Consider the following 26,830-nt stretch of genomic DNA (forward strand, 5'->3'; position numbering starts at 1 on the left):
CCGTGGTGAGGCCCACCCGCCCGTTCGACCAGACGGGACGCGTCGTGCTCGTCACGGGGGCCGGCAGCCCGACCGGAATCGGCTACCGCGCGGCCGAGACCCTGGGCCGTCTCGGGGCGACGGTTGCACTCGCGGCCACGACCGAGCGGGTCCGGGAGCGCGCGGGCGAGCTCGCGGCACTCGGAGTCAGCTCCTCGTGGCACGTCGGTGACCTCACCGACCCGGACGCGGCGGAGTCCGTGGTCTCGTCGTGTGTGCGGGACCACGGGCGTCTCGACGTGCTCGTCAACAACGCCGGCATGGTGAGCATCACCGATCCCGACATGCACGAGGGCGACCTTGCCTCGACAGGGCCGGACCGGTGGCGCCAGTCGCTCTCCCGCAACCTCGACACCGCGTATCTCGTCACCCGAGCGGCTCTGCCGCAGCTGCGTGCCTCCGGCTCGGGACGGGTGGTCTTCGTCAGCAGCGTCACGGGCGCGGTGATGGCGATGCGCAACGAGGTGGCCTACGCCGCCGCGAAGGCGGCCGTCGTGGGGCTCGCCCGGGCGCTGGCCGTCGACGAGGGGCGCCACGGCATCACGTCCAACGTCGTGGCTCCCGGGTGGATCGCCACGGCGTCGCAGACGGAGGACGAGGCTAGGGAGGGGTGGACCACGCCGGCCGGCCGCTCGGGGACGCCGGAGGAGGTCGCGGCAGCCATCGCCTTCCTCGCGAGCCCGGACGCCGCATACGTCACCGGTCAGGTGCTCGTCGTCGACGGGGGCAACACGGTTGCCGAGCAGCGGGCGGTCGACCTGCCCGCGCAACGGCCGTTTTGACTCCGCCTGAGACAATGGACGGGTCATGACCGAGACCCCCACGCCGCTGCCCGACCCGTCGACCCGTCCCGAGCCGGGCCAGCTGACCTTCCGTGCCCCACGCCGCGGCAAGCCGCCGCGGCACCTTGCCGACCTCTCACCCGCGGAGCGCAAGGACCTCGTCGAGTCCATGGGGCACCGGGGTTTCCGCGCGCGGCAGCTGTCGGCGCACTACTTCGAGCGTCTCGTCGATGACCCGGAAGCGATGACCGACCTTCCGAAGGCGGTCCGCACCGAGCTCGTCCGGGACCTGCTCCCGACCCTCCTCACGCCGGTCGTCCGTCGGCAGGCCGACGACGGCCGGACGATGAAGTACGCCTGGCGCCTGCACGACGGCGCCATCGTCGAGTCCGTGCTCATGCGCTATCCGAATCGGGTGACCATCTGCATCTCGAGCCAGGCCGGCTGCGGGATGAACTGCCCCTTCTGCGCCACTGGCCAGGCCGGCCTGACCCGCAACCTGTCAGCGGCCGAGATCGTCGAGCAGGTCGTGTGGGCGGCACGGGCGCTGCGCACGGGGGAGCTGGCCGGCGGTGAGGACGCCGACCGCGAGCACCCGCTGCGGGTCAGCAACGTCGTCTTCATGGGGATGGGAGAGGCGCTCGCCAACTACTCGGCGGCGATCGGCGCCATCCGACGGCTCACCGATCCGGCGCCTGATGGGCTCGGCCTTTCCGCGCGGGGCATCACGATGTCGACCGTCGGGCTGGTTCCGGGCATCGACAAGCTGACCGCGGAGGGCATCCCCGTGACCCTCGCGCTCTCGCTGCATGCCCCCGACGACGAGCTGCGCGACGAGCTCGTTCCCATCAACACCCGATGGAAGGTCGACGAAGCGATCGACGCAGCGCACCGCTACTACCGCGCGACGGGCCGGCGTGTGTCGATCGAGTACGCCCTGATCCGCGACATCAACGACCAGGGCTGGCGGGCCGACCTGCTCGCCGAGAAGCTCAACCGTCGCGGACGCGGGTGGGTGCATGTCAACCCCATTCCCCTCAATCCCACGCCTGGCTCCAAGTGGACGGCGAGCCGGCCCGGTGTCGAGCAGAACTTCGTCGAGCGGCTCCGCGCCCACGGCATCCCCACGACGATCCGGGACACCCGGGGCCAGGACATCGACGGAGCCTGCGGGCAGCTCGCCGCGGCGACCGCCTGACCTACTCAGGCGGACTCTGCGGCGCGGTACATGCGCCGGTAGGCGAGCGGCGAGAGGCCGACTGCCTGGGCGAGGTGCTGGCGCAGCGAGGCCGTCGTGCCGAAGCCGGCCTCGGCGGCGACACGGTCGACGGGCAGGTCGGTCGACTCGAGCAGTCGGCGCGCGTGGTCCACCCGGGCGCGAGCCAGCCAGGCACCCGCGGTCTCGCCGGTCTCCTCGCGGAACCGGCGGGTGAAGGTGCGCACCGACATCCCGACGTGCTTCGCGAGGTCGGACAGGGAGATCGGCTCGGAGAGGTGGTCGAGCGCCCACGTCCGGGCCGGGCCGGTCCCGGAGTCCGTCTCCAGCGGCACCGGGCGGTCGATGAACTGCGCCTGTCCGCCGGCCCGCCACGGGGCGACGACCGCCCCGCGCGCGACACGGTTTGCTGCGGTGGCGCCGAGGTCGCACCGCAGGACGTGGAGGAGCAGGTCGATGCCCGCGGCGTTTCCCGCCGAGGTGAGCACGTCTCCGTGGTCGACGTAGAGCACGTCCGGGTCGAGCTGGACCTGGGGGAAGTGGCGACGGAAGAGGTCGGCATACACCCAGTGCGTGGTCGCGGTCCGGCCCTCGAGCTTGCCGAGCCCAGCGAGGACGAAGGCGCCGGTGCAGATGGAGAGCCAGCGGGCATCGGGCCGAGCCGTCGCCGCCAGCTCGCGCAGCCCGACGGGCAGCTCGCCCCGCGCGACGATCGGCGAGCTCGTCACCCCGGGGACGATGATGGTGTCGGCGTCGGCGATGAGCTCCCGGGAGTCCGTCGGCGTGGCGGCGTAGCCGGCCGAGGTGCGGACCGGGCCGTCATCGAGGGACACCATCCGCACGTCGTACGGTGCGGGCGCCCCGGTCAGTGGTCCGGGCCAGCCCGGGTCGAGGGACGTGGCCATGAGGAAGCGGTGTGGCAGGCCCAGCTCGAAGGCCACCACGCCGTCGAGGGCAAGGACGACGACGAGGTGTGGTCCCCTCCCGTTGTGCGGGGCGCGGAACGTCATGGCCGGATTCTTGCACATGATGTCCTCCCGGCCACTCGTTCGGCCACCCATCATCCCGGAAAGTAGGACCGTGAGCATCACCGACGAGACGCCGGAGCGCCTCCGGCCAGACGGGGCCGCCCCGCGGGCCACTCCGGCGACCCCCCGCGTCCACCCCGCCTGGTGGGTGGCCGCAGCGACGTTCCTGACCATCATCGGCGCCGCTGGGTTCCGCTCCACACCGAGCGTGCTGATGAACCCCCTCCACACCGAGTTCGGTTGGCCGATGGGGCTCATCGGCGCAGCGGTGTCGGTGAACCTCGTCCTCTACGGCCTCGTCGCTCCCTTCTCCGCAGCCCTGATGGAACGCCTCGGAGTCCAGCGCGTCGTGGCCGGCGCCCTCGTCCTCGTCAGTGCCGGTTCGCTGCTGCCGATCTGGATGACCTCGTCGTGGCAGCTCGTCCTGTCCTGGGGCGTCCTCGTCGGGCTCGGCACCGGCGCCATGGCGATGTCCCTCGTCGCGACGGTGACCGCCCGGTGGTTCGTCGAGCGCCGCGGGCTCGTCACCGGCCTGCTCACCGCAGCGGGAGCCACCGGCCAGCTCGTCTTCCTCCCGGTCCTGGCGTGGCTCGCCGAGCACAGCGGATGGCGCTCGGCCGCGCTCGTCACCGGTGTCATGGCCCTGCTCGTCGTGCCCCTCGTCCTGTGGCGACTGCACGACCACCCGAGCGACCTGGGCCTCACCGCCTATGGCGCTCCGCCGGGCACCCCGACGACCCGGCCCGCGCGTCCGGACGACCGTCCCGTCCGCCTCGCGCTCGAGACGCTTCGAGACGCCTCGCGCACGAGGGTCTTCTGGCTGCTCGCCGGCGGCTTCGCCATCTGCGGCATCTCGACCAACGGACTCGTCGGGACCCATTTCATCCCGGCTGCCCACGACCACGGCATGCCGCTGACGACGGCGGCGGGTCTGCTCGCCCTCGTCGGCATCTTCGACATCGCCGGCACGGTGTTCTCCGGATGGCTCACCGACCGCATCGACGCGCGCATCCTGCTCGGCGTCTACTACACCCTGCGCGGAGCCTCCCTGCTGCTGCTCCCGTCGCTCTTCGGCGACGAGATGCACATCAACATGCTCGCCTTCATCGTGTTCTACGGGCTCGACTGGGTGGCCACGGTCCCACCGACCATCGCGCTCTGCCGGGACGCCTTCGGCGACCGGGCCCCGATCGTCTTCGGCTGGGTCTTCGCCTCGCACCAGCTCGGCGCCGCGATCGCCGCGGCGGGTGCGGGAGTCGTCCGGGACCAGCTCGGCACGTACACGCTCGCCTGGTACGTCGCCGGGGCGCTCTGCTTCGGGGCGGCCCTGATGTCGGTGTCGATCGCCCGGCGCCGCGTCGACGCCGCGGCTCCACTCGCCGACGGGATCTGACCGCTCGGCTCGTGTGACGAGATCGGGTCTGGCACTGCACCCGAGGGAGCGGGCAGGGTGGAGACATGAGCGATGGAGCCAGCCCAGCGGCATACCCCTCGAGCTACCGCGCCGTCTACGACGCGAGCCTCCGCGACCCGGACGCCTTCTGGGCGGAGGCGGCCGGGCTCATCGACTGGGTGACCCCGCCGACGCGCATCCTGGACGCCGGGAACCCACCCTTCTACCGGTGGTATCCCGACGGCGAGCTCAACGTCTGCCACAACGCCGTCGACCGTCATGTCGCCGGGGGACGAGGCGACCAGCCCGCCATCCATTACGACTCCCCGGTCACCGGCACGAAGCAGACCATCTCGTATGCCGCTCTGCTCGCTCGCGTGCGAGCGGTGGCCGGCGGGCTGCGCGGGCTCGGCGTCGAGAAGGGTGACCGCGTCGTCATCTACATGCCGATGGTCCCCGAGGCCGTCATCGCCATGCTCGCGTGCGCGCGCATCGGCGCCATCCACTCCGTCGTCTTCGGTGGCTTCGCGCCGCAGGAGCTTGCCGCACGCATCGACGACGCGGCCCCCAAGGTGGTCCTGTCAGCCTCGTGTGGCATCGAGCCGTCGCGCGTCGTGAAGTACAAGCCCTTCCTCGACGAGGCGATCCACCGCTCCGAGCACAAGCCGGAGGCCTGTGTCATCCTCCAGCGCCCCCAGGAGCTGGCCGAGCTGGGCGAGCGTGACATCGACTGGGAGGACTTCGAGTCCGGAGACGCCGCGCAGGAAGGCGCCGAACCGGTCACCGTGGCCGCCACCGACCCGCTCTACATCCTCTACACCTCAGGGACGACCGGGAAGCCCAAGGGGATCTACCGGGACAGCGGAGGCTATGCCGTGGCGCTGCGCTGGTCCATGGCGAACCTCTACGACGTCCAGCCCGGCGAGACGATGTTCACCGCGAGCGACGTCGGGTGGGTCGTCGGCCACTCCTACATCGTCTACGCGCCGCTGCTCACCGGCGCGACGACGGTCCTCTACGAGGGCAAGCCGATCGGGACCCCCGACGCCGGCGCGTTCTGGCGCGTCATCTCCGAGTACGACGCGGTCTGCCTCTTCACCGCGCCGACCGCCTTCCGCGCGATCAAGAAGGAGGACTCGACCGCCTCGCTCGTCAAGGACCACGACCTCTCGTCCTTCCGCACCCTCTACCTCGCCGGGGAGCGCCTCGACCCCGACACGTACGAGTGGGCGTCCGCCGCCCTGGGCGTCCCCGTCATCGACAACTGGTGGCAGACCGAGACGGGGTGGCCGATCGCCTGCAGCCCCAAGGGAATCGAGCTGCTCCCCATCAAGCCGGGCTCGCCCTCGGTAGCCGTCCCGGGCTATGACGTCCGCGTCCTCGACGGAGAGGGCAACGAGGTCCCGGCGGGTCAGGAGGGCGCGATCTGCATCAAGCTGCCCATGCCGCCGGGCACCCTCCCGACGCTGTGGCAGGACGACGAGCGCTACGTCTCGTCCTATCTCGCGGCCTATCCCGGCTACTACCTCACAGGGGACGGCGGCTACGTCGACGAGGACGGCTACCTCTTCGTCATGGGCCGCACCGACGACGTCCTCAACGTCGCCGGTCACCGTCTCTCGACCGGCTCCATCGAGGCGGCTCTCGCAGGGCACGAGGCCGTCGCGGAGTGCGCCGTCATCGGGGTCCACGACGAGCTCAAGGGGCAGGTGCCGCGGGCCCTCGTCGTCCTCAAGGCCGGCATCGACGGGGACGTCGAGGGCGAACGGATCCGCAGGGAGCTCGTGGCGCGGGTGCGAGGTGAGGTCGGCGCGGTCGCTGCCCTGCACCAGGTCGACATCGTGCCCGGGCTGCCGAAGACGCGGTCCGGCAAGATCCTGCGCAAGACGATGCGCGAGATCGCCGACGGCGGGAGCCCGGCAGTGCCGGCGACCATCGAGGACGCCGGCGTGCTCGAGCGACTCGGCCCGGTGCTGCGGGGGGACTGACCCCGCGCGGGGCGAGGGGTGTCGTTGCGCCCGCCATCGTGGGCCGGGCTGCCCTTGCGGCCGGCTCCGTGCGCTCCGCCCGATGCCCCGTCGCAGGTTCTGCCTTCGCTCGGGGCCTTCGTGCTCACCGCGGACGCGTGTCGGCGGTGACCACGATGTCGGAGCGCGCGGACCGGAGGAAGCGCCGCACGGCGATCCCAGCGACGAGCGCGAGTCCGACGATGAGGGCGAACTGGTAGCCGCGCTCGCCGACCGACAGCCGCGGGTCGCTGTAGCCGCCGTCGAAGAACCCGGACACGATGCCCGCCACGAGGCCGAGGGCGACGAAGCCGGACCCCGCCATGGCTCGCACCCGCTGCCTGGACGCGGCCAGGGCACCCATGCCGATCTGGAAGAGCACCATCGTCCAGGGGATCGAGAGGCGTCCCACGGGGCCCATGGCGTCGAGGAACGTGGTGCTCAGGCCACTCGAGACGGAGATGCCGGCGCCGGCGACGGACATCGTGGCCAGGGCGAGCACCCCGTAGACGACGGATCGGTCTGTCGGAACCACGCGCGAGGAGACCGTCGTGCCGGGACGTCCGCCGTGACCTGCGTGGACGTCGTGGGCGGCGTGGGGGGTCTGGGCGGACGGGGGTCGCGTTGCGGATCTGGACGTGCGGTTCATTGGGTGCTCCTTGGTCGGACGAGTACCCGACAAGGACAGCGGCAACGGCTTGCACGCCGCTTGGCCGTGACTTGGGAGCTGGCCCGACGGGTCAGCGGCCCCGCAGGTCAGCCGGCACCGACCGCCGGATGGCCAGGAATCACGGACGCCGGGTCGGTGAAGTGTCTGGGGCGGCGGCTCCCGCCGGAACGTAAACGCAGGTGGGGTCCGATGCGAGCAGGTCCCCGGTGACGGCGTAGGCGTGCGAGCGGCTGCCGCCGCACACGTCCCGGAACTCGCACACGCCGCACTTGCCGTGGAACTGGTCCGGGTCGCGCAGTGAGCGCAGCAGCGGGCTCGACCGGTAGATCTCCCGAAAGCCGAGGTCCTTGACGTTGCCGCACCGGTGGGGGAGGAAGCCGCTGGGATAGACCTCGCCGACGTGGTCGATGAAGGCGAAGCCCCTGCCGGAGTTGACCTCGATCGGTGGCCGTGGGCGCCGTTGTGCCGTATGCCGCTGGGCTCGGAGCGGTGCCACCGCGTCGGTGAGCTGCTCGTGCAGCTCACCGAGGGTGGGTGCACCTGCGCCGACCGTTTCGCTGCCGCCCACAGCTCCGCTCGCTGCTGAAGGATCGCTCCCTTCCGCAACGCGCGCGCCCCCGCCGTCGGCAGCCTCGGTGCCGCCCGTGCGGGCTCCGGCGCGTTGGATCGCGACCCGGCGATAGTGCGGCGCCTCGGTGGTCTTGATCGCCACGAGGTCGGAGACGTCGTGGAGCCAGTGCAACACGTCCTCGACCTGCTCCGGCTCGAGCGGCTGGAGCAGCTCCCCCCGCCCGGTCGGGACGAGGAAGAAGACGCTCCAGAGCGATGCGCCCAGGTCGATGACGGTGCGGAGCAGCTCGGGCAGCTCGTGCACGTTGGCGCGTGTCACCGTCGAGTTGACCTGGAGCCGGAACCCGGCATCGCGGACCTCCGCGGCCGCGTGGAGGGTCGCCTCGAAGACGCCCGGGACACCACGGAAGGCGTCGTGCGTGCTGGGCTTGGCGCCATCGAGGGACAGGGAGAGCGCCCCGGCCCCGGCAGCCCGCAGCTCGTCGAGGACTTCCCTGGTGAGTCGCGGCGTGACCGACGGCGACAGTGCCATGTGGAGGCCCAGCGACGAGCCGTGCCGGACGAGGTCCGCCAGGTCGGGACGCTCGAAGGGATCCCCACCCGTGAGGACGACGATGGGGAAGGGCCTGCCGAAGGCCGCGATGTCGTCGAGGAGCTCCTTGCCCTGTGCCGTCGTCAGCTCGTGCGGGTTGCGGCGGTGCTGGGCGTCGGCCCGGCAGTGCAGGCAGACCAGTGCACAGGCTCGGGTCACCTCCCAGATGACGATCATGGGTCGTTCTCCGGGAGCGTGCCGCAGCCGACGGACCGCCGCGCGCTCGGTGACTGACGTCATGCGCGGACCGCCGTGGTCGGGGCGACCGGGGCCACCGGAGCCACCGGGGCCACCGATCCGGGCGACACAGCTGCGGCCGCGGCCTCTGCGGAGGCGATGCAGGAGGCGAGGCCGAGGCCGTCGTAGGCCGACCCGGCCAGCACCACCCCGGGGAGGTCGCGCCCGATCTCCTCGCGGACGGCGGCGAGGCGGGCGTGATGACCGACCTGCAGCTGCGGGAGTCCGCCGGACCAGCGCTGGACGTGGAGCACCTCGGGGGCCGCATCGATGCCCGACACGGTGCCGAACTCGTCGACCAACCGGGCGACGAGCTCCTCGTCGCTCAGCGTGTCGAGGAGGTCGTCCCGGCTGCGCCCCGCGGACAACCGGACGAGGCAGAGGTCGTCGTCCGCGAACTGCGGCCACTTCCGCGACAGGTGCGTGGCCGCCTTGAGCAGCATTCCGGTCGTCGACGGCAGGAGGATCCCGGTGCCGGCGAGAGCTCGGGTCCCACGTGTCACGGACGGGTCGAAGCCGAGCACGACGGTCGCGACACGAGCCACCTCCGTGCCCGCGAGCATCCTGGCGGCCCGGCTGCTGTGGGGAGCGATGAGCCGTCCGGCGGCCGATGCCGGGATGGCCAGGACGACGGCGTCCGCGTCGAGGCTCACGGTGCTGTCGGTGCTGTCGGTGCGGTTGGAGTCGCTGGTGCGGGCGGTGGTGGCCCTGAGCTCGACGATGTAACCGGAGGGTGTCCGGTCCAGGCGCTCGACCCGGTGGCCGAGGCGCACCGTGACGGGGACGTCGGCGAGCAGGGCGTCGGTCAGGGTCCGCAGGCCGCCCTGCCAGGAGGCGAAGAGTGGCAGCGCAGGCTGCTCGGACGGCGACGGGGCGGGTGCAGGGCGCCGCCGCACCAACGACCGCCGACGCGTGGCCGCGTCGGCAAGGGAGGGCGTGCACGCGCGCAGACTCAGCCGGTGCACGTCCCCTGCGTGGAGACTGCCGAGCAGGGGGTCGATGAACTGCGCCGTCACTTCCCGACCGAAACGCGAGGAGATGAACTCTCCGACCGAGACGTCCTCGTCGGCGGCGAGCGCGGGCCGGAGCCGGGCGGCCAGGGGCTCCAAGCCGGCGCGACCGAGCCCTCGAACGGACATCACCCCACTCGTCACGACGGGCCGCAGGCGGGTCGGACCGGACGGCGTGACACCCGCTGGCAGGGCCCGCAGGCGGTGGCCGCTCCAGAGCCAGCTCTGGCCCGGTCGGCTGCCGATGACCCCGTCGGCCAGCCCGAGCTCGCTGACGAGCCGGCGGGCCGGTGGTGCCCCGAGGTGCAGGGCCTCGGCGCCGACGTCGACCCATCTGGTCCCGAGACGAACCGTGTGGACCTGGCCACCCACCCGGTCCGCCAGCTCGACGAGAGTGACGCTGTGGCCCTGCTGGGCGAGTCGTCGAGCAGCGACCAGACCGGTCACGCCACCTCCCACGACGACGACACGGTGCGGGTGATCCGGCGTGGTCATTGATTCCCCTCGGTTCGACGACGAGTACTACGGATCGTAGTACGTCGGCTCGTCGGCGCCCCCATCGGCAGGGGTGGGGTCACGCGCGAGCCGGGGGGAGCAGCGCAAGCGCGTCCTCGACGGAGTCGACGACGTGGATGGCCTCGGCCATCGGCCGCCCCCTTGCCAGCCGTTGGAGAGTGGACCAGACGGGCACGGACTCCGTCCAGTGCTTCCGGCCCACGAGGACGAGCGGGGGGAGCGCCACATCGTCGGCGGCGTAGTAGAGCGGTGTGACCGCCTGGAAGATCTCCTGCACCGTCCCGGCCGCACCGGGCAGCACGACGATCCCACAGTTGCTCCGGGCGAGGATGCCGTCCTCGCGGATCGCGTTGGAGAAGTACTTCGCCACGACGTCACAGAAGACGTTGGGTGGCTCGTGCCCGTAGAACCAGGTCGGTACACCGAGGGACCTCGCGGACGGCCCGAGGGTCTCGGCGGGGAGGAGCGGCTCGTCTCCGAGCAGGTCGCGGCGGACGTCCATGGCGACCCGCGCCCACGGAGTGACGTCAGGACGGAAGGACGGCACCGGGGCGAGACGCGGGAGGGCGTCGCCCAGCGCCTCGGCGTCCGGCACGAAGGCTCCGAGGTTGGCCGCCTCCATCGCCCCCGGCCCGCCGCCCGTGATCACCACGTGCCCGGACTCGGCGAGTCGACGGCCGAGCTCGGCTGCTGCTGCGTACTCGGCGGTGCCGCGCAGCAGGGCATGACCGCCCATGACACCCACGGCAGAGCGCCCCTCGACGAACTCGTCGAGATCGTCCGTGACCGAGTCGTCGTGGATGGCGCGGACCAGGGTCGAGTAGGCATCGGTCCGCAGCCGGCCGTCGATGGACCACGCGTAGGCCCGGGCGTCCGGAGTGGCGGCATAGCCGTCCTCGAGGCCCGCGTAGAGGTCCTCCGGGTAGTAGAGCCCGCGCCACGGATCGATGGGAGCGTCGACGATCTGGGGGAAGACGATGGCGCCGCCTCGGTTGAGTACGTCGGCGACGTCAGTCGGGACGATGCCGCCGAGGACGACGAGGCCGGTGAGGTCACCGTGCGCGCCGAAGGGCACGGCATAGTCGGTGAGGTCGAGGTTCTGGAGGCGCAGGCCGTGCAGGCTCCCGCCGTCCTCCAGGTGGTCGTCCAAGGCCTCGAGGGTCTCGATCTCCATGGCGCCATCATGCCGGTTCGCCACGGGCCGGTCGGTCCACCCGATCCGGACCTCGAAGGCACCGGGCCAGGAGGCTTTGACAGGATCGGCCCGTGCTCGGTGTCCTCGAGGGTTTCGCGACGATCGCCGTGGTCGTCGCCGTCGGATGGCTCCTGGCCCACCTTCGCGTCCTCGACGACTCCGCCCAGGTGAACCTGTCGCGGCTTGCCTTCTACGCCGCGTCGCCGGCGCTGCTCCTCACCGTCATGGAGCGGACACCCCTCGATGCAGTGCTGTCACGCAACCTCCTCACGTCGCTGTCGAGCTTCACCGGCATCGCCCTCCTCTACCTCGTCCTGGCGCGGGTCCGCTGGCCCGCGGCCTCGATGGGGTCCCGCCTCGTCGGCAGCCTGTCGGCGGGCTACGTCAACGCCGGCAACCTCGGCATTCCCATCGCCCTCTACGTCCTCGGTGACGTCGCCTGGGTCGCGCCCACCCTCCTCATGCAGCTGCTCCTCATCACGCCGGTCTACATGGCCCTCTTCGACAGCGATGCGCGTGGTGAGCGGCCGACCCTGCTGCGCAGCCTTCGTCGCATGTTCAGCAACCCGATCACCATCGGCGCGATCACAGGCCTGCTCATCGCGGTCCTCGACCTCGACCTGCCGCGCGTCGTCAGCGACCCCATCGCGCTGCTCGGCAACATGGCAGTGCCGTCAATGCTCGTTGCGTTCGGCATCTCCCTGCGACGCGGCCCGCGACCCGCCGCAGGAAGCTCGGCGCCGCACGTCTGGACCATCGTCGGGCTCAAGGTGCTCGCCATGCCCGCGATCGCCCTCGGCATCGGGATGGCACTGGGCCTGCGCGGCCAGCCACTCTTCGCCGTGGTCGTCACGGCAGCCCTGCCGACTGCGCAGAACATCTTCACCTATGCCGTGCGGTATCGCCGGGAGGTGACCCTCGCCCGCGATGCGATCTTCATCAGCACCTTCGCGTCCGTCCCGGTCATCATCGGGATCGCCGCGCTGTTCCACGCCTTCGCCGGAGTGTGAGTGCGCCGGACCGTCCTGGAGTCGAGAGGTGACGTCGGGCGGGCCGAGGGACGCGGTCCCTCAGAAGTCGAAGCCTCCGAAGTCGCCGCCGACGTCGCCGAAGCCACCCATGTCGCCACCCGCGTCCCCGCCGGCGTCTCCGCCGGCGTCTCCACCCACGTCCCCACCGACATCTCCAGCCACGTCGCCTCCGGTGTCCGCGGCCTCCGCGGCCTCGGGCGAGGAGTCGTAGCCGCCGAGCATGGCGTCGGCGATGGCCGAGCCCACCACGAAGCCGGCGATCGTGCCGAGCATGGACCCTGCGAACATCCCGCCCATGCCCGTGCCGCCGCGACCGGAGAACGCGCCCTGCAGGTAGCCCGGCTGCCGCATCTCGGCGCGGGTCGCGCTCCGAGCGAGATCGCCCGGCTCGTCGCTGCGGGGCCGCTCCGCCTCGGGCAGGTCCTCGGTGAGGCGCTGGAGCACCATCTGGCGCTGCTCCGGCGAGAGCTGGGCGAACGCCTCCACGTGCACGCGCTCGATGTCCTCGGGCGGAGCGGTACGGAGCAGGTAGCGGTAGCGCGCGATCGCCCGCTCGTCCTCGCTCGACGCCCCACCCCTCGGAGCCGGCACGTCGTAGGGCCGGCCGCTGGGAGAAGGCTGCTGGCGCTGGCGCTGCCGCTGGTGCTGCTGCTCGAGGGGCTCACGCCCGAGCAACCGGTCGAGGAAACCCATGGACCACTCCGTTCGTCGGGGCCGGGCCGTCACCCGACTCATCTCGTCAACGGAGCCGTGATCCACGACGTTCCCAGGACGCGAGCGGCCGCCGCTCGTGCGAGCGGCGGCCAGCCCGGCGGCATACGGGTCAGAGGTGGTTCTCGGCCTCCGTGAGGACGCCGCGGAGCCGCGACTCGATGTCGTCGAACTGCTCCTGGCCGATGATGAGCGGCGGCGCGAGCTGGACGACCGGGTCGCCGCGGTCGTCGGCGCGGCAGTAGATGCCCGCGTCGAAGAGGGCCTTGGACAGGAAGCCCCGCAGCAGTCGCTCCGACTCCTCCTCGTTGAAGGTCTCTCGCGTCGCCTTGTCCTTGACGAGCTCGATCCCGTAGAAGAAGCCGGCGCCGCGCACGTCACCGACGAGGGGCAGGTCGAGCAGCTTGTCCAGGCTCGCCTTGAACGCCGGAGCCTGCGTCTTGACGTGCTCGTTGAGGCCCTCGCGCTCGAAGATGTCGAGGTTGGCCAGGGCGACCGCGGCCGAGACCGGGTGGCCACCGAAGGTGTAGCCGTGCGGGAAGTAGGTCGTGCCCTTCTTGAACGGCTCGAAGAGGCGGTCGCTCGCGATCATCGCGCCGATGGGGGAGTAGCCGCTCGTCATGCCCTTGGCGCACGTGATGATGTCGGGCTGGAAGCCGAAGTCGATCGAGGCGAACATCGAGCCGATGCGGCCGAAGGACGTGATGACCTCGTCGGCGACGAGCAGGACGTCGTACTCGTCGCAGATCTCCCGGACTCGCTCGAAGTACCCCGCCGGCGGTGGGAAGCAACCGCCGGAGTTCTGCACCGGCTCGAGGAAGACAGCCGCGACGGTGTCCGGCCCCTCGAACTCGATCGCCTCGGCGATGCGGTCGGCGGCCCAGCGCCCGAACGCCTTCTCGTCGTGACGCAGGTGCTCGGGCGCGCGGTAGAGGTTGGTGTTGGGCACCTTGAAGGCGCCGGGCACGAGGGGCTCGAACATCTCCTTGGCGCCCGGGATGCCGGTGATCGACAGCGCGCCCTGGGGGGTGCCGTGATAGGCGACGGACCGGGAGATGACCTTGTGCTTGGTCGGTTTGCCGGTCAGCTTGAAGTACTGCTTCGCGAGCTTCCACGCCGACTCGACGGCCTCGCCGCCGCCCGTCGTGAAGAAGACCCGGTTGAGGTCGCCCGGGGCATAGCCGGCGAGACGCTCGGCGAGCTCGATCGCCTTCGGGTGGGCGTAGGACCAGAGCGGGAAGAACGCGAGCTCACGCGCCTGCTTCGCCGCGGCCTCGGCGAGCTCCTCGCGCCCGTGCCCGACCTGGACGACGAAGAGTCCGGCCAGGCCGTCGATGTACTCGTTGCCGCGGTCGTCCCAGATCTTCCAGCCCTGGCCCCTGGTGATGATGGGCACGGCGTGGCCGAGTCCACCGGCCCCGGGGTCCTCGAACACGGAGTGGCGCGTGAAGTGCATCCACAGGTGGTCACGGGCCGCCTCGGACAGCAGCGTGCCGGCAGGCGTGCGCTGGTCCGAGGAAGGCTCCCAGACGTCATTCGGGTTGAGTGTCATCGTGTACCCCAGTTGTAGAGCTGCTTGTTCAGCTTCAGGTAGACGAACGTCTCCGTGGCGGTGACGTTCGGAAGGACCCGGATCCGCTTCGTGAGCAGCTCCAGGAGATGGTCGTCGTCCTCGCAGACGACCTCGGCGAGGATGTCGAAGCTGCCCGCCGTCGTGACGACGTAGTCGACCTCCTCCATCTCCGTGAGGGCGTCGGCGACCTGCGTCATGTCGCCCGACACACGCAGGCCGATCATCGCCGAGCGGAGGAACCCGACCTGCAACGGATCCGTGACGGCGACGATCTGCATCACCTCGGCCTCGAGGAGCCGTTGGACCCTCTGCCGCACGGCCGCCTCGGAGAGACCGACCTCCGCAGCGATCGACGCGTATGACTTGCGCCCGTCGTGCTGGAGCTGCTCGATGATCGCCTTGGACACCTCGTCGAGGTGGAAGGCCGGCCGCGCGGTGGCGCGACTGTTGGCGCCGTTTCGAGCGGCGCCGGAGCTGCGCTCCAGCGCGCGGTCGGGGGCGGTGCCTTTGGTGGACATGGCTTGATCTTGACGGGTGAAACGCGCCGTTGGCAAGCAGCCCGACAACGGATTCCGAAGTTTCACGTTCGGATCTATTCCGAATCAGGAGGTTCCGTGGTTAGAGTGCCCGCATGACTTCCGAGGTTCGCCAGCTCCGCAACTTCATCGGCGGCGAGTACGTCGACGCCGATGCCGACGCCATGACCGACATCGTCAACCCGGCCACCGCGGCCGTGGTCGCCAAGGCCCCCGTCAGCTCCGGCGCGGACGTCGACCGCGCCTACGCCTCGGCGTCGAAGGCCTTCGAGACCTGGGGGGAGGCGACGCCGAGCGAGCGCCAGCAGGCCCTCCTCAAGTTCGCCGACGCGATCGAGGCCCGCGCCGACGAGTTCGTTCGCCTCGAGGGGGAGAACACCGGCAAGCCCCATGCGCTGACCGCATCGGAGGAGGTTCCCCCGATGGTCGACCAGCTCCGTTTCTTCGCCGGGGCCGCGCGCGTCCTCGAGGGAAAGTCGGCCGGTGAGTACATGGCAGGGCACACGTCGTGGGTCCGCCGCGAGCCCATCGGGGTCGTCGGGCAGGTCACGCCGTGGAACTACCCGATGATGATGGCGATGTGGAAGATCGCGCCGGCCCTTGCCGCCGGCAACACGATCGTCCTCAAGCCGTCCGACACGACCCCCGAGACGACGCTCCTGCTCGCCGAGGTCGCCTCGGAGTTCCTGCCCCCGGGCACCTTCAACGTCGTCACCGGCGACCGCGACACCGGCCGCCTGCTCGTCGAGCACGACACGCCGGCCCTCGTCGCCATCACCGGGTCGGTCCGCGCCGGAATGCAGGTGGCGGAGAGCGCAGCGCGCAGCCTCAAGCGGGTGCACCTCGAGCTCGGCGGCAAGGCGCCGGTCATCGTCTTCGACGACGCCGACCTCGAGGCGGCCGTCGAGGGCATCGCGGGTGCCGGCTACTTCAACGCGGGGCAGGACTGCACCGCCGCGACCCGGGTCCTCGCCGGCCCGCGCATCCATGACGACTTCGTCGCCGCCCTCGCGGACTACGCCAAGTCCTCGGTCAAGGTCGGGATGCCCGACGACGACGACGCCGCCTTCGGCCCGGTCAACAACCCGAACCAGGTCGCGCACGTGTCCGGCTTCATCGACCGCCTGCCCGACCACGCCCGCCTCGTCACGGGTGGCTCGCGCGTTGCGGGTCTCGGCGACGGCTACTTCTTCGAGCCGACCGTCCTGGCCGGCCTCAAGCAGCAGGACGAGCAGATCCAGACCGAGATCTTCGGCCCCGTCATCACCGTCCAGGAGTTCACCGACGAGGACCTCGCGGTGGCCTGGGCCAACGACGTCCAGTACGGCCTCGCCTCGAGTGTCTGGACGAAGGACTTCGGCCGCGCCATGCGCGTCAGCAAGCGGCTCGACTTCGGCGCCGTGTGGATCAACACCCACATCCCGATCGTCGCCGAGATGCCTCACGGGGGGTTCAAGCACAGTGGCTACGGCAAGGACCTGTCGATGTACGGGTTCGAGGACTACACGCGCATCAAGCACGTGATGGCCAACATCAACTCATGAGCCACAAGCCCGTATGCCGCTCAGCCCGCTCGCGTGGTAGGACACCATGCGCGCCGGCTCAGCGGCATACGGCATGATTCCACCCGACCCCTCCGCACTCTCCTGGGAGCACGCCATGACCGACAGCTCGAACCGCCCGTCCCCGGGCGGCGACAACCACGACAACCTCGCCTTCCGCGCCGCCCTCGCTCGTGGCCTGGTGAGCCGCCGCTCGGCGATGATGGGCGCCGCCGGCCTGGGCGCCGCGGCGTTCCTCGCCGCGTGCGGATCCGAGGGCCGCAGCCCGTCCACCGGTGCGAACGGCACCGGCGCCGGCGCTGCGCCGACCGCCAAGGCCGCGCAGGACATGAGTGACACCGAGAAGCTCGTCAACTGGTCCAACTGGACCGAGTACATCGACGTCACCGACGACGGCAAGTCGCGGCCCTCGATCGACGCCTTCACCGAAGCGACCGGCATCAAGGTCAACTACACCGAGGACTACCTCGACAACGACGAGTTCTACGCCAAGGTGCGGCCGCTCCTCGAGGGAGGGCAGGACACCGGGCGTGACGTCTGGTGCTCGACCGACTGGCTGGTGGCCCGCCTCATCCGGCAGGGCTACGTCCAGAAGCTCGACCTGGCTAACATCCCCAACGCGAAGAACCTCGACGACTCGCTCAAGGACGTCGAGTTCGACCCGGGCAGGACGTACTCGCTGCCCTGGCAGAGCGGCTTCGCGGGGATCGGCTACAACCTGTCGGCGACCGGCGGCAAGAAGGTCGAATCGGTCACGCAGCTGCTCACCGATCCCGCCCTCAAGGGCAAGGTCACGCTGCTCACCGAGATGCGCGACACCGTCGGTCTCGTCCTGCTCGAGCAGGGCAAGGACCCGGCCAACTTCACCGACGCGGACTTCGATGCCGCGCTGGCGATGATCCAGCAGGCCAAGGATTCCGGCCAGATCCTCAAGTTCACCGGCAACGAGTACACCGACGGCCTGGCCAAGGGTGACATCGCCGCGTGCATGGCGTGGACCGGCGACGTCGTTCAGCTGCAGTTCGACGACGAGAACATCCAGTACGCCCTGCCCGAGAAGGGCTTCATGATCTGGTCCGACAACTTCGTCATCCCGGCGATGGCCCGGCACAAGAAGAACGCCGAGCTGCTCATCAACCACTACTACGACCCGAAGGTGATGGCCGAGGTCGCCGCGTGGGTGAACTACATCCCGCCGGTCAAGGGCGCGAAGGAGGAGCTCATCAAGATCGACGCCGAGCTCGGAGAGAACCCGCTCATCGCGCCGACGCCCGACGTCCTGGCCAAGTCGCACGTCTTCCGCGGCCTGAGCCCGGACGAGGAGACCAAGTACACCCGCGCCTTCCAGGCCATCGTGACGGGCTGATGCCGGATTACCACAAGGGTGACCTGCGTCTGGTCGGGCTCACCAAGAGCTTCGGTTCGTTCACCGCGGTCCACCCTGTCGACCTGACCATCCCGGAGGGCTCGTTCTTCGCCCTGCTCGGCCCCTCCGGGTGCGGCAAGACGACGACCTTGCGGATGATCGCGGGGCTCGAGGCCCCTACGGCCGGCACCATCCTCATCGGCGACGAGGACATCACCGCGAGGAAGGCGCACCAGCGCAACGTCAACACGGTGTTCCAGTCGTATGCCCTCTTCCCGCACATGACGGTGCTCGACAACGTCATGTTCGGTCTGAAGCGTCGCGGGGACAAGGACGCGCGCACAAAGGCCGTCGAGGCCCTCGAGCTGGTCCAGCTCGAGGGCCTCGGGTCCCGCAAGCCGGTCCAGCTCTCGGGGGGCATGCAACAGCGGGTGGCGCTGGCCCGCGCCCTCGTCAACCGACCCGACGTCCTCCTGCTCGACGAGCCGCTGGGGGCTCTCGACCTCAAGCTGCGCCGGCAGATGCAGGTCGAGCTGAAGCGGATCCAGCAGGAGGTCGGCCTGACCTTCATCCACGTCACCCATGACCAGGAGGAGGCCATGACGATGGCCGACACCATCGCGGTCATGAACGAGGGCCGGGTCGAGCAGATCGGGGACCCGGCGACCCTCTACGAGCAGCCGCGCTCGACCTTCGTGGCCAACTTCCTCGGCCAGTCCAACCTGCTCAGGGCCGAGGTCATCCCCGGCTCCGGTCGTGAGGGGATCACCCTCGTTCGCAGCCATGACGCCGACCTCGAGGTCGCCGAGGACCACCTGCCCGAAGGGGTGAGCGATGTCTGGCTCGGCGTGCGGCCGGAGAAGCTCAGGCTCGGCGACGCCGGCGGCCCGAACCGGCTGAAGGGCGTCGTGCGCGACGTCTCCTTCACCGGAGTGGCCACGCACTACATCGTCGCGATGCCGTGGGGACGCGAGCTCACCGTCGTCCAGCAGAACGACGGGTCGGCCCGCGCGTCGCTCGGCGAGACCGTCACCGTGTCGTGGGCCGCCGAGCACGGCTTCGCCCTCGACGCCTCGCAGGACGCCGACGCCGGGGCGATGGTCGAGGACGATGTCTGAGTCGACGGCGCGGGTCAACCCACTCGGCACCGCCATCGCGCCCAACGCCGCGCGGCGCAACTGGGTGCCCTACGTCCTCCTGCTGCCGGGCATGCTCTGGCTGCTCGTGTTCTTCGTGCTGCCGATGATCACGCTCGGGTCGCAGTCGCTCCAAGAGGGCAACATCGACGAAGGCTTCGTCTTCACCGGCAACATCGGCATCTACGCCGACGCGTTCGCCAGGTACTGGCCGCACATGGTCCGGTCGCTCATCTACGCCGGCCTGGCCACGGTGATCGCCCTGTTGCTCGGCTACCCGCTCGCCTACTTCATCGCGCAGAAGGCGGGCCGCTGGAAGAACGTCGTGCTCATCCTCGTCATCGCCCCGTTCTTCACCAGCTTCCTCATCCGGACCCTGGCCTGGAAGACGATCCTCTCGGACAACTGGGTCGTCACGCAGTGGGCCCAGCAGCTGGGTGTCACGGACGTCCTCCAGGCCGTCGGCCTCACCTCGACCGACTCGCTCCTCTTCTCGCCGTTCGCGGTGGTCATGGGTCTGACCTACAACTTCCTGCCCTTCATGATCCTGCCGCTCTACGCCTCGCTCGAGCGGCTCGACCCGCGCCTGCTCGAGGCCGCCGGTGACCTCTACGCCACGCCGTGGCAGGCCTTCCGTCGCGTCACCTGGCCGCTGTCGCTGCCCGGAGTGGTGGCCGGCACCCTGCTCACCTTCATCCCGGCCAGCGGTGACTTCATCAACGCTCGCCTGCTCGGCAATGCGCAGACCACGATGATCGGTTCGGTCATCGACAGCCAGTTCCTCCGGGTGCTCGACTATCCGCTCGCGGCCGCGCTCTCGTTCGTCCTGCTCGTCGTCATCGTCACCCTCGTCGCCCTCTACGTGCGCCGGGCCGGGACCGAGGAGCTGCTCTGAGATGAACTGGATCCGTCGTCACCTCATCACGTTCGCGGCGCTCGTCGTGCTGGCCTACCTGCTCGTGCCGAACGTCATCGTCGCGGTCTTCTCCTTCAACGATCCCGAGGGCAAGTTCAACTACAACTTCAACCGGTTCTCCACCGAGGGGTGGACCAACCCCTGCGGCACGGCCGGCATCTGTGACTCGCTCGGGCTGAGCCTGCGGATCGGGCTCATCGCCTCGCTCGTCGCCACCGTGCTCGGCACGATGATCGCCTTCGCCATCGGCCGGTACCGGTTCCGTGGCCGGTCCTCGACCAACCTGCTCATCTTCATGCCGATGGCCACGCCGGAGGTCGTCATGGGCTCGAGCCTGTTGACGCTCTTCCTCATGATGGGCCTGCCGACGGGACCGCTCGCGATCCTCATCGCCCACATCATGTTCTGCATCTCGTTCGTCGTCGTCGCCGTCAAGGCGCGCGTCGCGACCCTCGACCCCCGGCTCGAAGAGGCCGCGGCCGACCTCGGCGCAACGCCGTTCCAGACGTTCCTGCGGGTCACCCTTCCGCTGTCGGCGCCGGGCATTGCCGCGGGCGCCCTGCTCGCCTTCTCGCTCAGCTTCGACGACTACATCATCACCAACTTCAACGCGAGCCCGAGCTCGATCACCTTCCCGATGTACGTGTGGGGTGCGTCGGCGCGCGGGGTGCCGGTCCAGGTCTACGTCGTCGGCACGATCATGTTCCTCATCGCCCTGGGCGTCGTCATCGCCGGGCAGCTCATCAGCAACCGACGCAAACGACAGGTGGCCTGATCGCCGATGCGAGTACTCATGATCGGTTCCGGCGGTGTCGGCGATGCCGCCGCCCGGATCGCCGCCGAACGCGACTTCTTCGAGCTGTGGGTCGTCGCCGACTACGACGCGGCACGCGCCGCGCGCACCGTGCGTGAGGTCGCTCAGCGGCATACGACCGTCCGTCCCGAGCGCTTCGTCGCCGCAAGCGTCGACGCGTCCGACACGGCGGCAGTCACGGCGCTGGTGCGCGAGCACGGTGCGACGCACGTGTTCAACGCCGTCGACCCGCGCTTCGTCATGCCGATCTTCGAGGGCGCCAGGGCGGCCGGCGCCGACTACCTCGACATGGCGATGAGCCTGTCGACGCGGCACGAGACCGATCCCTACGCGAAGACCGGGGTCAAGCTCGGCGACGAGCAGTTCGCCCAGGCGCCGCAGTGGGAGGCGGAGGGCAGGCTCGCCCTCGTGGGCATCGGCGTCGAGCCGGGTCTGTCCGACGTGTTCGCGCGGTACGCCGCCGATCACCTCTTCAGCGAGATCGACGAGCTCGGCACGCGAGACGGCGCCAACCTCGCCGTCCACGACGAGGACGGCAATGAGATCTTCGCGCCGAGCTTCTCGATCTGGACGACGATCGAGGAGTGCCTCAACCCACCGGTGATCTGGGAGAAGGGCCGGGGCTGGTACACGACCGAGCCGTTCAGCGAGCCGGAGGTCTTCGACTTCCCCGAAGGCATCGGGCCTGTCGAGTGCGTCAATGTCGAGCACGAGGAGGTCCTCCTCATGCCGCGCTGGGTCGACGCCAAGCGGGTCACCTTCAAGTACGGCCTCGGCGACGAGTTCATCGGCGTGCTCAAGACCCTCAACACGCTGGGTCTCGACCGGACCGAGAAGGTGCGGGTCCAGGGCGCGGCGGGTCCCGTCGAGGTCTCGCCTCGCGACGTGGTCGCCGCCTGCCTGCCCGACCCCGCGACCATCGGCCCCCGGATGACCGGCAAGACGTGTGCGGGCCTCTTCGTCACCGGCACCGGCACGGACGGCCGCCCACGCCGGACGTACCTCTACCACGTCGTCGACAACGAGTGGTCGATGCGGACCTACGGCGCCCAGTGCGTCGTCTGGCAGACCGCGGTCAACCCCGTCGTCGCCCTCGAGCTGCTCGCCCGGGGCACGTGGAGCGGCAGTGGAGTCCTCGGGCCGGAAGCTTTCGACGCGCAGCCCTTCCTCGACCTGCTCGCGGCCTCTCGGCCCGAGGGCTACGGCTCCCCCTGGGGACTCGAGGACCGCTGAGGCGGCGGAGCCCCGCCGTCGGACAACGACAGATCTAGGCTGGAACGCATGACAGCAGTGACGCAGCACTCCGCCCTCGAGTCCGTGCCCAAGGGCCTGCTCATCGCAGGGGAGTGGCGCGACAGCTCCGACGGCTCGACCCTCGCTGTCGAGGACCCGGCGACCGGGGAGGTTCTCACCCACGTCGCGGACGCGACGGTCGAGGACGGCAGGGCAGCACTCGACGCGGCGGTCGCCGCTCAGGCCGACTGGGCGCGCACACCGCCTCGCGACCGAGGAGAGCTGCTGCGGGCCGCCTACGAGAAGATCGTCGAGCGCACGGATGAGCTCGCGATGCTCATGACTCTCGAGATGGGCAAGCCCCTGGCCGAGAGCCGGGCGGAGGTGGCCTACGGCGCCGAGTTCTTCCGGTGGTTCTCCGAGGAGGCGGTCCGCGTGCACGGCCGCTACAGCGTGTCCCCCAACGGCGCGACGCGCCTCGTGACGATGAAGCAGCCCGTCGGCCCGACGCTGATGATCACACCGTGGAACTTCCCGCTCGCCATGGGCACGCGCAAGATCGGCCCCGCCATCGCCGCCGGGTGCACCATGGTCGTCAAGCCGGCCGGTCAGACGCCGCTGACGATGCTCGCCCTCGCGGACCTGCTCGAGGGACTCGGCCTGCCCCGCGGAGTGCTCAACGTCATCACGACCGCGCGGACCGGCGCCGTCATGGAGCCGATCATCCGCGACCGCCGACTGCGCAAGCTGACCTTCACCGGGTCGACGGCAGTCGGCCAGAAGCTCATGGAGCAGGCGTCGGAGCAGATCCTGCGGGTCTCGATGGAGCTCGGTGGCAACGCGCCCTTCATCGTCTTCGGCGATGCCGACCTCGACCGGGCGGTGGACGGGGCCATGCTCGCCAAGATGCGCAACATGGGTGAGGCGTGCACCGCGGCCAACCGGTTCTACGTCCACGAGTCGATCGCGGGCGAGTTCTCGGAGCGGCTGGCACGCCGCATGGGGGCGCTCACCCTGGGGCGAGGCACCGAGGACGGGGTCGACGTGGGCCCGCTCGTCGACGAGAAGTCCCGCGACAAGGTCCAGTCCCTCGTCGACGACGCCGTCGCCAAGGGCGCTCGGGTCGTCGTCGGCGGCGGCGCACCGTCCGGGCCCGGATGGTTCTTCGAGCCGACCGTGCTCGCGGACGTGCCGGTGGAGGCCGACCTCGCCCAGGAGGAGATCTTCGGCCCGGTCGCCCCCGTCACGACCTTCCGGACCGACGACGAGGCGATCGCGCTCGCCAACAACACCCAGTTCGGCCTCGTCGCCTACCTCTTCACGCAGGACGTCTCGCGGGCCATCACGACGAGCGAGGCACTCGAGTACGGCATGGTCGGCGTCAACCAGGGCATCGTGTCCAACCCCGCCGCCCCGTTCGGCGGGGTCAAGGCCTCGGGCGTCGGGAGAGAAGGCGGGTTCGAGGGGATCGAGGAGTACCTCGAGACCAAGTACGTCGGCCTCGCCCTGTGAGGCAGGGGTGACCTCCGCAGCCGGACTTCGCCGAAGCGACCTCACGCATCGGCCCGCTGTGCTCAAATCATCCCCATGACGACCCCGACGGGACACTCCTCCAACGGCAAGGCCGAGGCACTGCACTCGGTGAGCGGCCTGCTCGCCGACGTCGACCACGTCCTGCGACGGGGGCTCCCGGCCGGAGCCAGGGTCCACCCGACCGGGTTCGCCGCGCTCGATGCCACCCTGACCGGAGGGTTCCGCTCGGGTGAGCTGGTCCTCGTCGGGGGCCCGGCGGGCAACGGCAAGACGACGATGGGCTTCCAGTTCGCCCGCAACGCCGTCGCTGCCGGGGGACACGCCCTCGTGTTCTCCTACGAGCACGAGGCCCACACCCTGCTCGAACGGCTCATCTCCATGGAGGCCATGGAGGCCGTCGAGGGATCCGGGGCGGTCGACGACTTCGGGATGAGCACCGCGGCAGACGTCCACAGCGTGCGCCGAGCCCTCGAGGCCGGCACTGGCGGTGCGCCACTCGAGGCGCTGCTCGCCGGGCTGCCGGGCGGGCTCGGGGCCGGGGCGACGCTGACCGGCTACGGCGACCGGTTGCACATCCACGAGTCCTCCGGCGCGACGACGACCCTCGACGAGATCTCGCGCATCGTCCGAGACGTGACGGCCTCTGCCGGGGCGGCGCCGCTCGTGCTCGTCGACTACCTCCAGAAGGTGCCGGTCCCGGGTGCGGCCGAGGACGAGCGGACGACCGTCGCGGTCGAGGGGCTCAAGGACCTCGCCCTGGAGGTCGGCGCGCCGGTCGTGGCGATCTCGGCGGCCGACAAGGAGGCGCTCGCGTCGGGACATCGGGTGCGCACGCACGACCTGCGCGGCACCTCCTCGCTCGCCTACGAGGCAGACGTCGTGCTCATCCTCAGCGACAAGGTCGATGTCGTCTCCCGCGACCACCTCGTCTACGACCTCGGCAACCTCCAGCGTTTCCGCGACTGGACCGTGCTGACGGTGGAGAAGAACCGCCACGGCCGGGGACACGTCGAGCTGGAGTTCGCCAAGGACTTCGAGCACGGTCGCTTCCACACCCGTGGCAACGAGGTCAAGGAGCGGCTCGTCGACGAGCGGGTCTTCACGACCTGACCGTCACTCCCACGTCGAGTGGCCCCAAAATCCCGGGAGGGGTGTGGATTTCGGGGCCACTCGAGTGGACCCATTTCGGGGCCACTCGAGTGGGCCCTCTGTGTGCTGGGCCACGTCGGGTCCGGGTCAGGGCCGGGTGGGCCTATCGGTCGATGACGGTGAGGCCGAGGTCGTCGCGCTCGTCGGCGACCTGCTCGAGGATGTCGACGACGATGGCGAAGGTCTCGGGCGAGCGCTCGCGCAGCTCGTGGGTGTGGTCCCAGACGAGTTCGATGCGCCGGGCATCGTCGTTGGCCAGCTCGCGCAGGGCGTCGACGAGAGCGTCCCAGTTGTGGCCGAACCACACCGGCAGGGCGAGGGCCTCCGCGAACCCCCCGAGGACGGAGCGCTTGTCGGTGCCCGCCCGGACGACCCGGACGTCGGCGCCGTGGCCGATGAGGGTGATGATGTGGTCATCTGCTTCGTCGTGTCGGCCGAGGAACGTCGTCATGTGCCCTCCCGGATGCGCGTGAACGAGGCGTAGTGGTCCACCGTCCAGTACTTCTCGCCGCCGGCCCCGGTGACGATCCGGCGCGGGCCGCGGTCGTCGGAGCCGGGCGTCTCGACCGTGAACTCCCGGTAGTAGCCGCGGCGCTCGCTCGGCAGGAGGCCCTCGCGGTTCTGGAACGTCTGGTTGTCGTTGCGGGGGTAGGGAAACGGTCCGCCCCTCGCGATGAGCGCCAGGGTCTCCCGGGCCTCTGGTGGGAGGTCCGACTCGGCGATCCAGGGGAGTCCCGACACGGGGTCCGTCCCCCGTGCGTCGTCGGCATCGCCGCCCGATGTCGTATGCCGCTGGGTCGGCGCAGTGCCCGCCGTGACGGTCTCGCTGTGGCCGGGTGAGGGCTGCGCAGCCGGGCCGGTGTCGGTGGCCGCGCCTCCGGCGAACCGGGCGACGAGCCAGACGGCGAGCAGGGCAGCCGCGACGAACGCGACGACGAGCAGCTGTCTCCTGGTCGACTCCCGCACGCCCTCATCCTGCCCGATGACCGTCCCGCCAGAGTCCTCCTCCCTGCCCATCCACTCCGCAACACGCCCGGTAATCGCGACCTCCACCCTGATATTTCCGTGGTCGGTTGCGAGTTGCCGGGCGTGTTGCGGGAGGCGGGCACACGGGCAGCCGGAGGCGTGGGGCCGGGGTGCGGGAGGATGTGCCCGTGACCGAAGCGACCGCCGCCCCGCCCCCGCCTCGCCCCCGACGGGTGATCCTGCTCGGGTCGACCGGCTCGATCGGGACCCAGGCCATCGACCTCGTCCGGCGCAACCCAGACCGCTTCGAGATCGTCGCGCTCGCGGCCGGGTCCAACCTCGAGCTGCTCGCCGAGCAGGCACTGGAGCTCCGCGTGCCGGTCGTGGCCGCCGCGAGCGCAACCCCGGACCAGCTCGCGGCCGCCATCCGGCACGCAGCCGAGGCGACCCAGCGCGGCACCCAGGCCGGCGCCACCACGCAGGCGAGCTCAGCGGCATACGACCCGGAGCTGTTGACCGGGCGCGACGCGAGCTCAGCCCTGGCCGCCCGCCCCGCCGACGTCGTCGTCAACGGCATCACCGGGGCGATCGGCCTCGAGCCGACGCTCGCCGCACTGCGCGCCGGGACGACGCTCGCGCTGGCCAACAAGGAGTCGCTCATCATCGGCGGGCCGCTCGTCAAGGCCCTCGCGAAGCCCGGCCAGATCGTCCCGGTCGACAGCGAGCACTCGGCTATCGCCCAGTGCCTGCGCGGTGGGCGCGCCGACGAGGTCCGCCGGCTCGTCATCACCGCCAGTGGCGGGCCGTTCCGCGGGCGCAGCCGGGCCGAGCTCGCCGACGTCACCCCCGAGCAGGCGCTCGCGCACCCGAACTTCGCCATGGGCCGGGTCATCACGACGAACTCCGCGACCCTCGTCAACAAGGGCCTCGAGGTCATCGAGGCACACCTGCTCTTCGACATCCCGTTCGAGCGGATCGACGTCGTCGTGCACCCTCAGCAGATGATCCACTCGATGGTCGAGTTCGTCGACGGCTCGACGATCGCGCAGG

The 26,830-nt window shown here is 70.5% G+C and carries 24 protein-coding genes; 14 read left to right on the forward strand and 10 right to left on the reverse strand.

Going from position 1 to position 26,830, the window contains the following annotated elements; translation table 11 throughout:
• Nucleotides 1-2 precede the first annotated feature (2 nt).
• On the forward strand, nt 3-821 hold the full coding sequence (locus LOY02_RS07145; RefSeq protein ID WP_317181646.1) for an SDR family NAD(P)-dependent oxidoreductase: 819 nt from the start codon (nt 3-5) through the stop codon (nt 819-821).
• Between the two features lie 25 nt (nt 822-846).
• Nucleotides 847-2,019, forward strand: coding sequence for a 23S rRNA (adenine(2503)-C(2))-methyltransferase RlmN (gene rlmN, locus LOY02_RS07150; RefSeq protein ID WP_317181647.1), 1,173 nt, complete (start codon nt 847-849; stop codon nt 2,017-2,019).
• A 5-nt stretch (nt 2,020-2,024) separates the two neighbouring features.
• On the opposite strand, the gene LOY02_RS07155 is transcribed toward rlmN, so the two are convergent.
• On the reverse strand, nt 2,025-3,047 hold the full coding sequence (locus tag LOY02_RS07155; protein ID WP_317181648.1) for a GlxA family transcriptional regulator: 1,023 nt from the start codon (nt 3,045-3,047) through the stop codon (nt 2,025-2,027).
• A 70-nt stretch (nt 3,048-3,117) separates the two neighbouring features.
• Between LOY02_RS07155 and LOY02_RS07160 the strand changes: the two genes are divergently transcribed.
• Together LOY02_RS07160 and LOY02_RS07165 are read left to right on the forward strand one after the other, a co-directional pair.
• Nucleotides 3,118-4,458: an MFS transporter gene (locus LOY02_RS07160; protein ID WP_317181649.1), complete on the forward strand. Its 1,341-nt coding sequence runs from the start codon at nt 3,118-3,120 to the stop codon at nt 4,456-4,458.
• 65 nt (nt 4,459-4,523) lie between these two features.
• Nucleotides 4,524-6,446 (forward strand): propionyl-CoA synthetase, encoded by a 1,923-nt coding sequence (locus LOY02_RS07165; protein WP_317181650.1) that lies wholly within the window; start codon nt 4,524-4,526, stop codon nt 6,444-6,446.
• Between the two features lie 124 nt (nt 6,447-6,570).
• Here LOY02_RS07165 and LOY02_RS07170 read toward each other — a convergent pair whose 3' ends face one another.
• From LOY02_RS07170 to LOY02_RS07185, 4 genes are all read right to left on the reverse strand, one after another.
• Nucleotides 6,571-7,113, reverse strand: coding sequence for a hypothetical protein (locus LOY02_RS07170; RefSeq protein WP_317181651.1), 543 nt, complete (start codon nt 7,111-7,113; stop codon nt 6,571-6,573).
• Between the two features lie 139 nt (nt 7,114-7,252).
• Nucleotides 7,253-8,536, reverse strand: a complete 1,284-nt coding sequence (locus tag LOY02_RS07175; protein ID WP_317181652.1) for a radical SAM/SPASM domain-containing protein — start codon at nt 8,534-8,536, stop codon at nt 7,253-7,255.
• Nucleotides 8,533-10,038: a protoporphyrinogen oxidase gene (gene hemG, locus LOY02_RS07180; protein WP_317181653.1), complete on the reverse strand. Its 1,506-nt coding sequence runs from the start codon at nt 10,036-10,038 to the stop codon at nt 8,533-8,535. Before hemG ends, LOY02_RS07175 begins: the two co-directional genes overlap by 4 nt.
• Nucleotides 10,039-10,117: 79 nt before the next feature.
• Nucleotides 10,118-11,233, reverse strand: a complete 1,116-nt coding sequence (locus LOY02_RS07185; RefSeq protein WP_317181654.1) for a Rossmann fold nucleotide-binding protein — start codon at nt 11,231-11,233, stop codon at nt 10,118-10,120.
• Between the two features lie 92 nt (nt 11,234-11,325).
• Here LOY02_RS07185 and LOY02_RS07190 point away from each other — a divergent pair, with 92 nt between their 5' ends.
• Entirely contained in the window at nt 11,326-12,264 is a 939-nt protein-coding gene (locus LOY02_RS07190) for an AEC family transporter (protein ID WP_317181655.1), read from the forward strand.
• A 60-nt stretch (nt 12,265-12,324) separates the two neighbouring features.
• Here the strand turns inward: LOY02_RS07190 and LOY02_RS07195 are convergent, their stop codons facing one another.
• From LOY02_RS07195 to LOY02_RS07205, 3 genes are all read right to left on the reverse strand, one after another.
• Nucleotides 12,325-12,978 carry a hypothetical protein gene (locus tag LOY02_RS07195; protein ID WP_317181656.1) on the reverse strand — a complete coding sequence of 218 codons (654 nt, stop codon included), beginning with the start codon at nt 12,976-12,978 and terminating at the stop codon, nt 12,325-12,327.
• A gap of 130 nt (nt 12,979-13,108) precedes the next feature.
• Entirely contained in the window at nt 13,109-14,548 is a 1,440-nt protein-coding gene (locus tag LOY02_RS07200) for an aspartate aminotransferase family protein (RefSeq protein ID WP_317181657.1), read from the reverse strand.
• Nucleotides 14,545-15,087, reverse strand: a complete 543-nt coding sequence (locus LOY02_RS07205; protein WP_317181658.1) for an Lrp/AsnC family transcriptional regulator — start codon at nt 15,085-15,087, stop codon at nt 14,545-14,547. The genes LOY02_RS07200 and LOY02_RS07205 overlap by 4 nt, the downstream gene beginning before the upstream one ends.
• Nucleotides 15,088-15,200: 113 nt before the next feature.
• Here LOY02_RS07205 and LOY02_RS07210 point away from each other — a divergent pair, with 113 nt between their 5' ends.
• From LOY02_RS07210 to LOY02_RS07245, 8 genes are all read left to right on the forward strand, one after another.
• A complete protein-coding gene (locus LOY02_RS07210) occupies nt 15,201-16,649 on the forward strand; it encodes a gamma-aminobutyraldehyde dehydrogenase (protein WP_317181659.1) in 1,449 nt (482 codons plus the stop codon).
• A gap of 115 nt (nt 16,650-16,764) precedes the next feature.
• Nucleotides 16,765-18,033, forward strand: coding sequence for a spermidine/putrescine ABC transporter substrate-binding protein (locus tag LOY02_RS07215; RefSeq protein WP_317181660.1), 1,269 nt, complete (start codon nt 16,765-16,767; stop codon nt 18,031-18,033).
• Complete coding sequence (locus LOY02_RS07220) at nt 18,033-19,151, forward strand: ABC transporter ATP-binding protein (protein ID WP_317181661.1); 1,119 nt, start codon at nt 18,033-18,035, stop codon at nt 19,149-19,151. The genes LOY02_RS07215 and LOY02_RS07220 overlap by 1 nt, the downstream gene beginning before the upstream one ends.
• A complete protein-coding gene (locus LOY02_RS07225) occupies nt 19,144-20,064 on the forward strand; it encodes an ABC transporter permease (protein ID WP_317181662.1) in 921 nt (306 codons plus the stop codon). The genes LOY02_RS07220 and LOY02_RS07225 overlap by 8 nt, the downstream gene beginning before the upstream one ends.
• 1 nt (nt 20,065) lies before the next feature.
• Nucleotides 20,066-20,860: an ABC transporter permease gene (locus LOY02_RS07230; RefSeq protein WP_317181663.1), complete on the forward strand. Its 795-nt coding sequence runs from the start codon at nt 20,066-20,068 to the stop codon at nt 20,858-20,860.
• A gap of 6 nt (nt 20,861-20,866) precedes the next feature.
• On the forward strand, nt 20,867-22,132 hold the full coding sequence (locus LOY02_RS07235; protein ID WP_317181664.1) for a saccharopine dehydrogenase family protein: 1,266 nt from the start codon (nt 20,867-20,869) through the stop codon (nt 22,130-22,132).
• Between the two features lie 48 nt (nt 22,133-22,180).
• Complete coding sequence (locus LOY02_RS07240; protein ID WP_317181665.1) at nt 22,181-23,644, forward strand: NAD-dependent succinate-semialdehyde dehydrogenase; 1,464 nt, start codon at nt 22,181-22,183, stop codon at nt 23,642-23,644.
• 75 nt (nt 23,645-23,719) lie between these two features.
• Entirely contained in the window at nt 23,720-24,775 is a 1,056-nt protein-coding gene (locus LOY02_RS07245) for a DnaB-like helicase C-terminal domain-containing protein (RefSeq protein ID WP_317181666.1), read from the forward strand.
• A gap of 142 nt (nt 24,776-24,917) precedes the next feature.
• On the opposite strand, the gene LOY02_RS07250 is transcribed toward LOY02_RS07245, so the two are convergent.
• Together LOY02_RS07250 and LOY02_RS07255 are read right to left on the reverse strand one after the other, a co-directional pair.
• Nucleotides 24,918-25,265, reverse strand: a complete 348-nt coding sequence (locus LOY02_RS07250) for a barstar family protein (protein ID WP_317181667.1) — start codon at nt 25,263-25,265, stop codon at nt 24,918-24,920.
• Nucleotides 25,262-25,780, reverse strand: a complete 519-nt coding sequence (locus tag LOY02_RS07255; RefSeq protein WP_317181668.1) for a ribonuclease domain-containing protein — start codon at nt 25,778-25,780, stop codon at nt 25,262-25,264. Before LOY02_RS07255 ends, LOY02_RS07250 begins: the two co-directional genes overlap by 4 nt.
• Nucleotides 25,781-25,968: 188 nt before the next feature.
• Here LOY02_RS07255 and LOY02_RS07260 point away from each other — a divergent pair.
• Nucleotides 25,969-26,830, forward strand: an 862-nt coding sequence (locus LOY02_RS07260) for a 1-deoxy-D-xylulose-5-phosphate reductoisomerase (protein WP_317181669.1), incomplete at its 3' end; no start/stop codon positions are given.

It is taken from the genome of Intrasporangium sp., from assembly GCF_032907665.1.
Taxonomy (GTDB): Bacteria; Actinomycetota; Actinomycetes; order Actinomycetales; family Dermatophilaceae; genus Intrasporangium.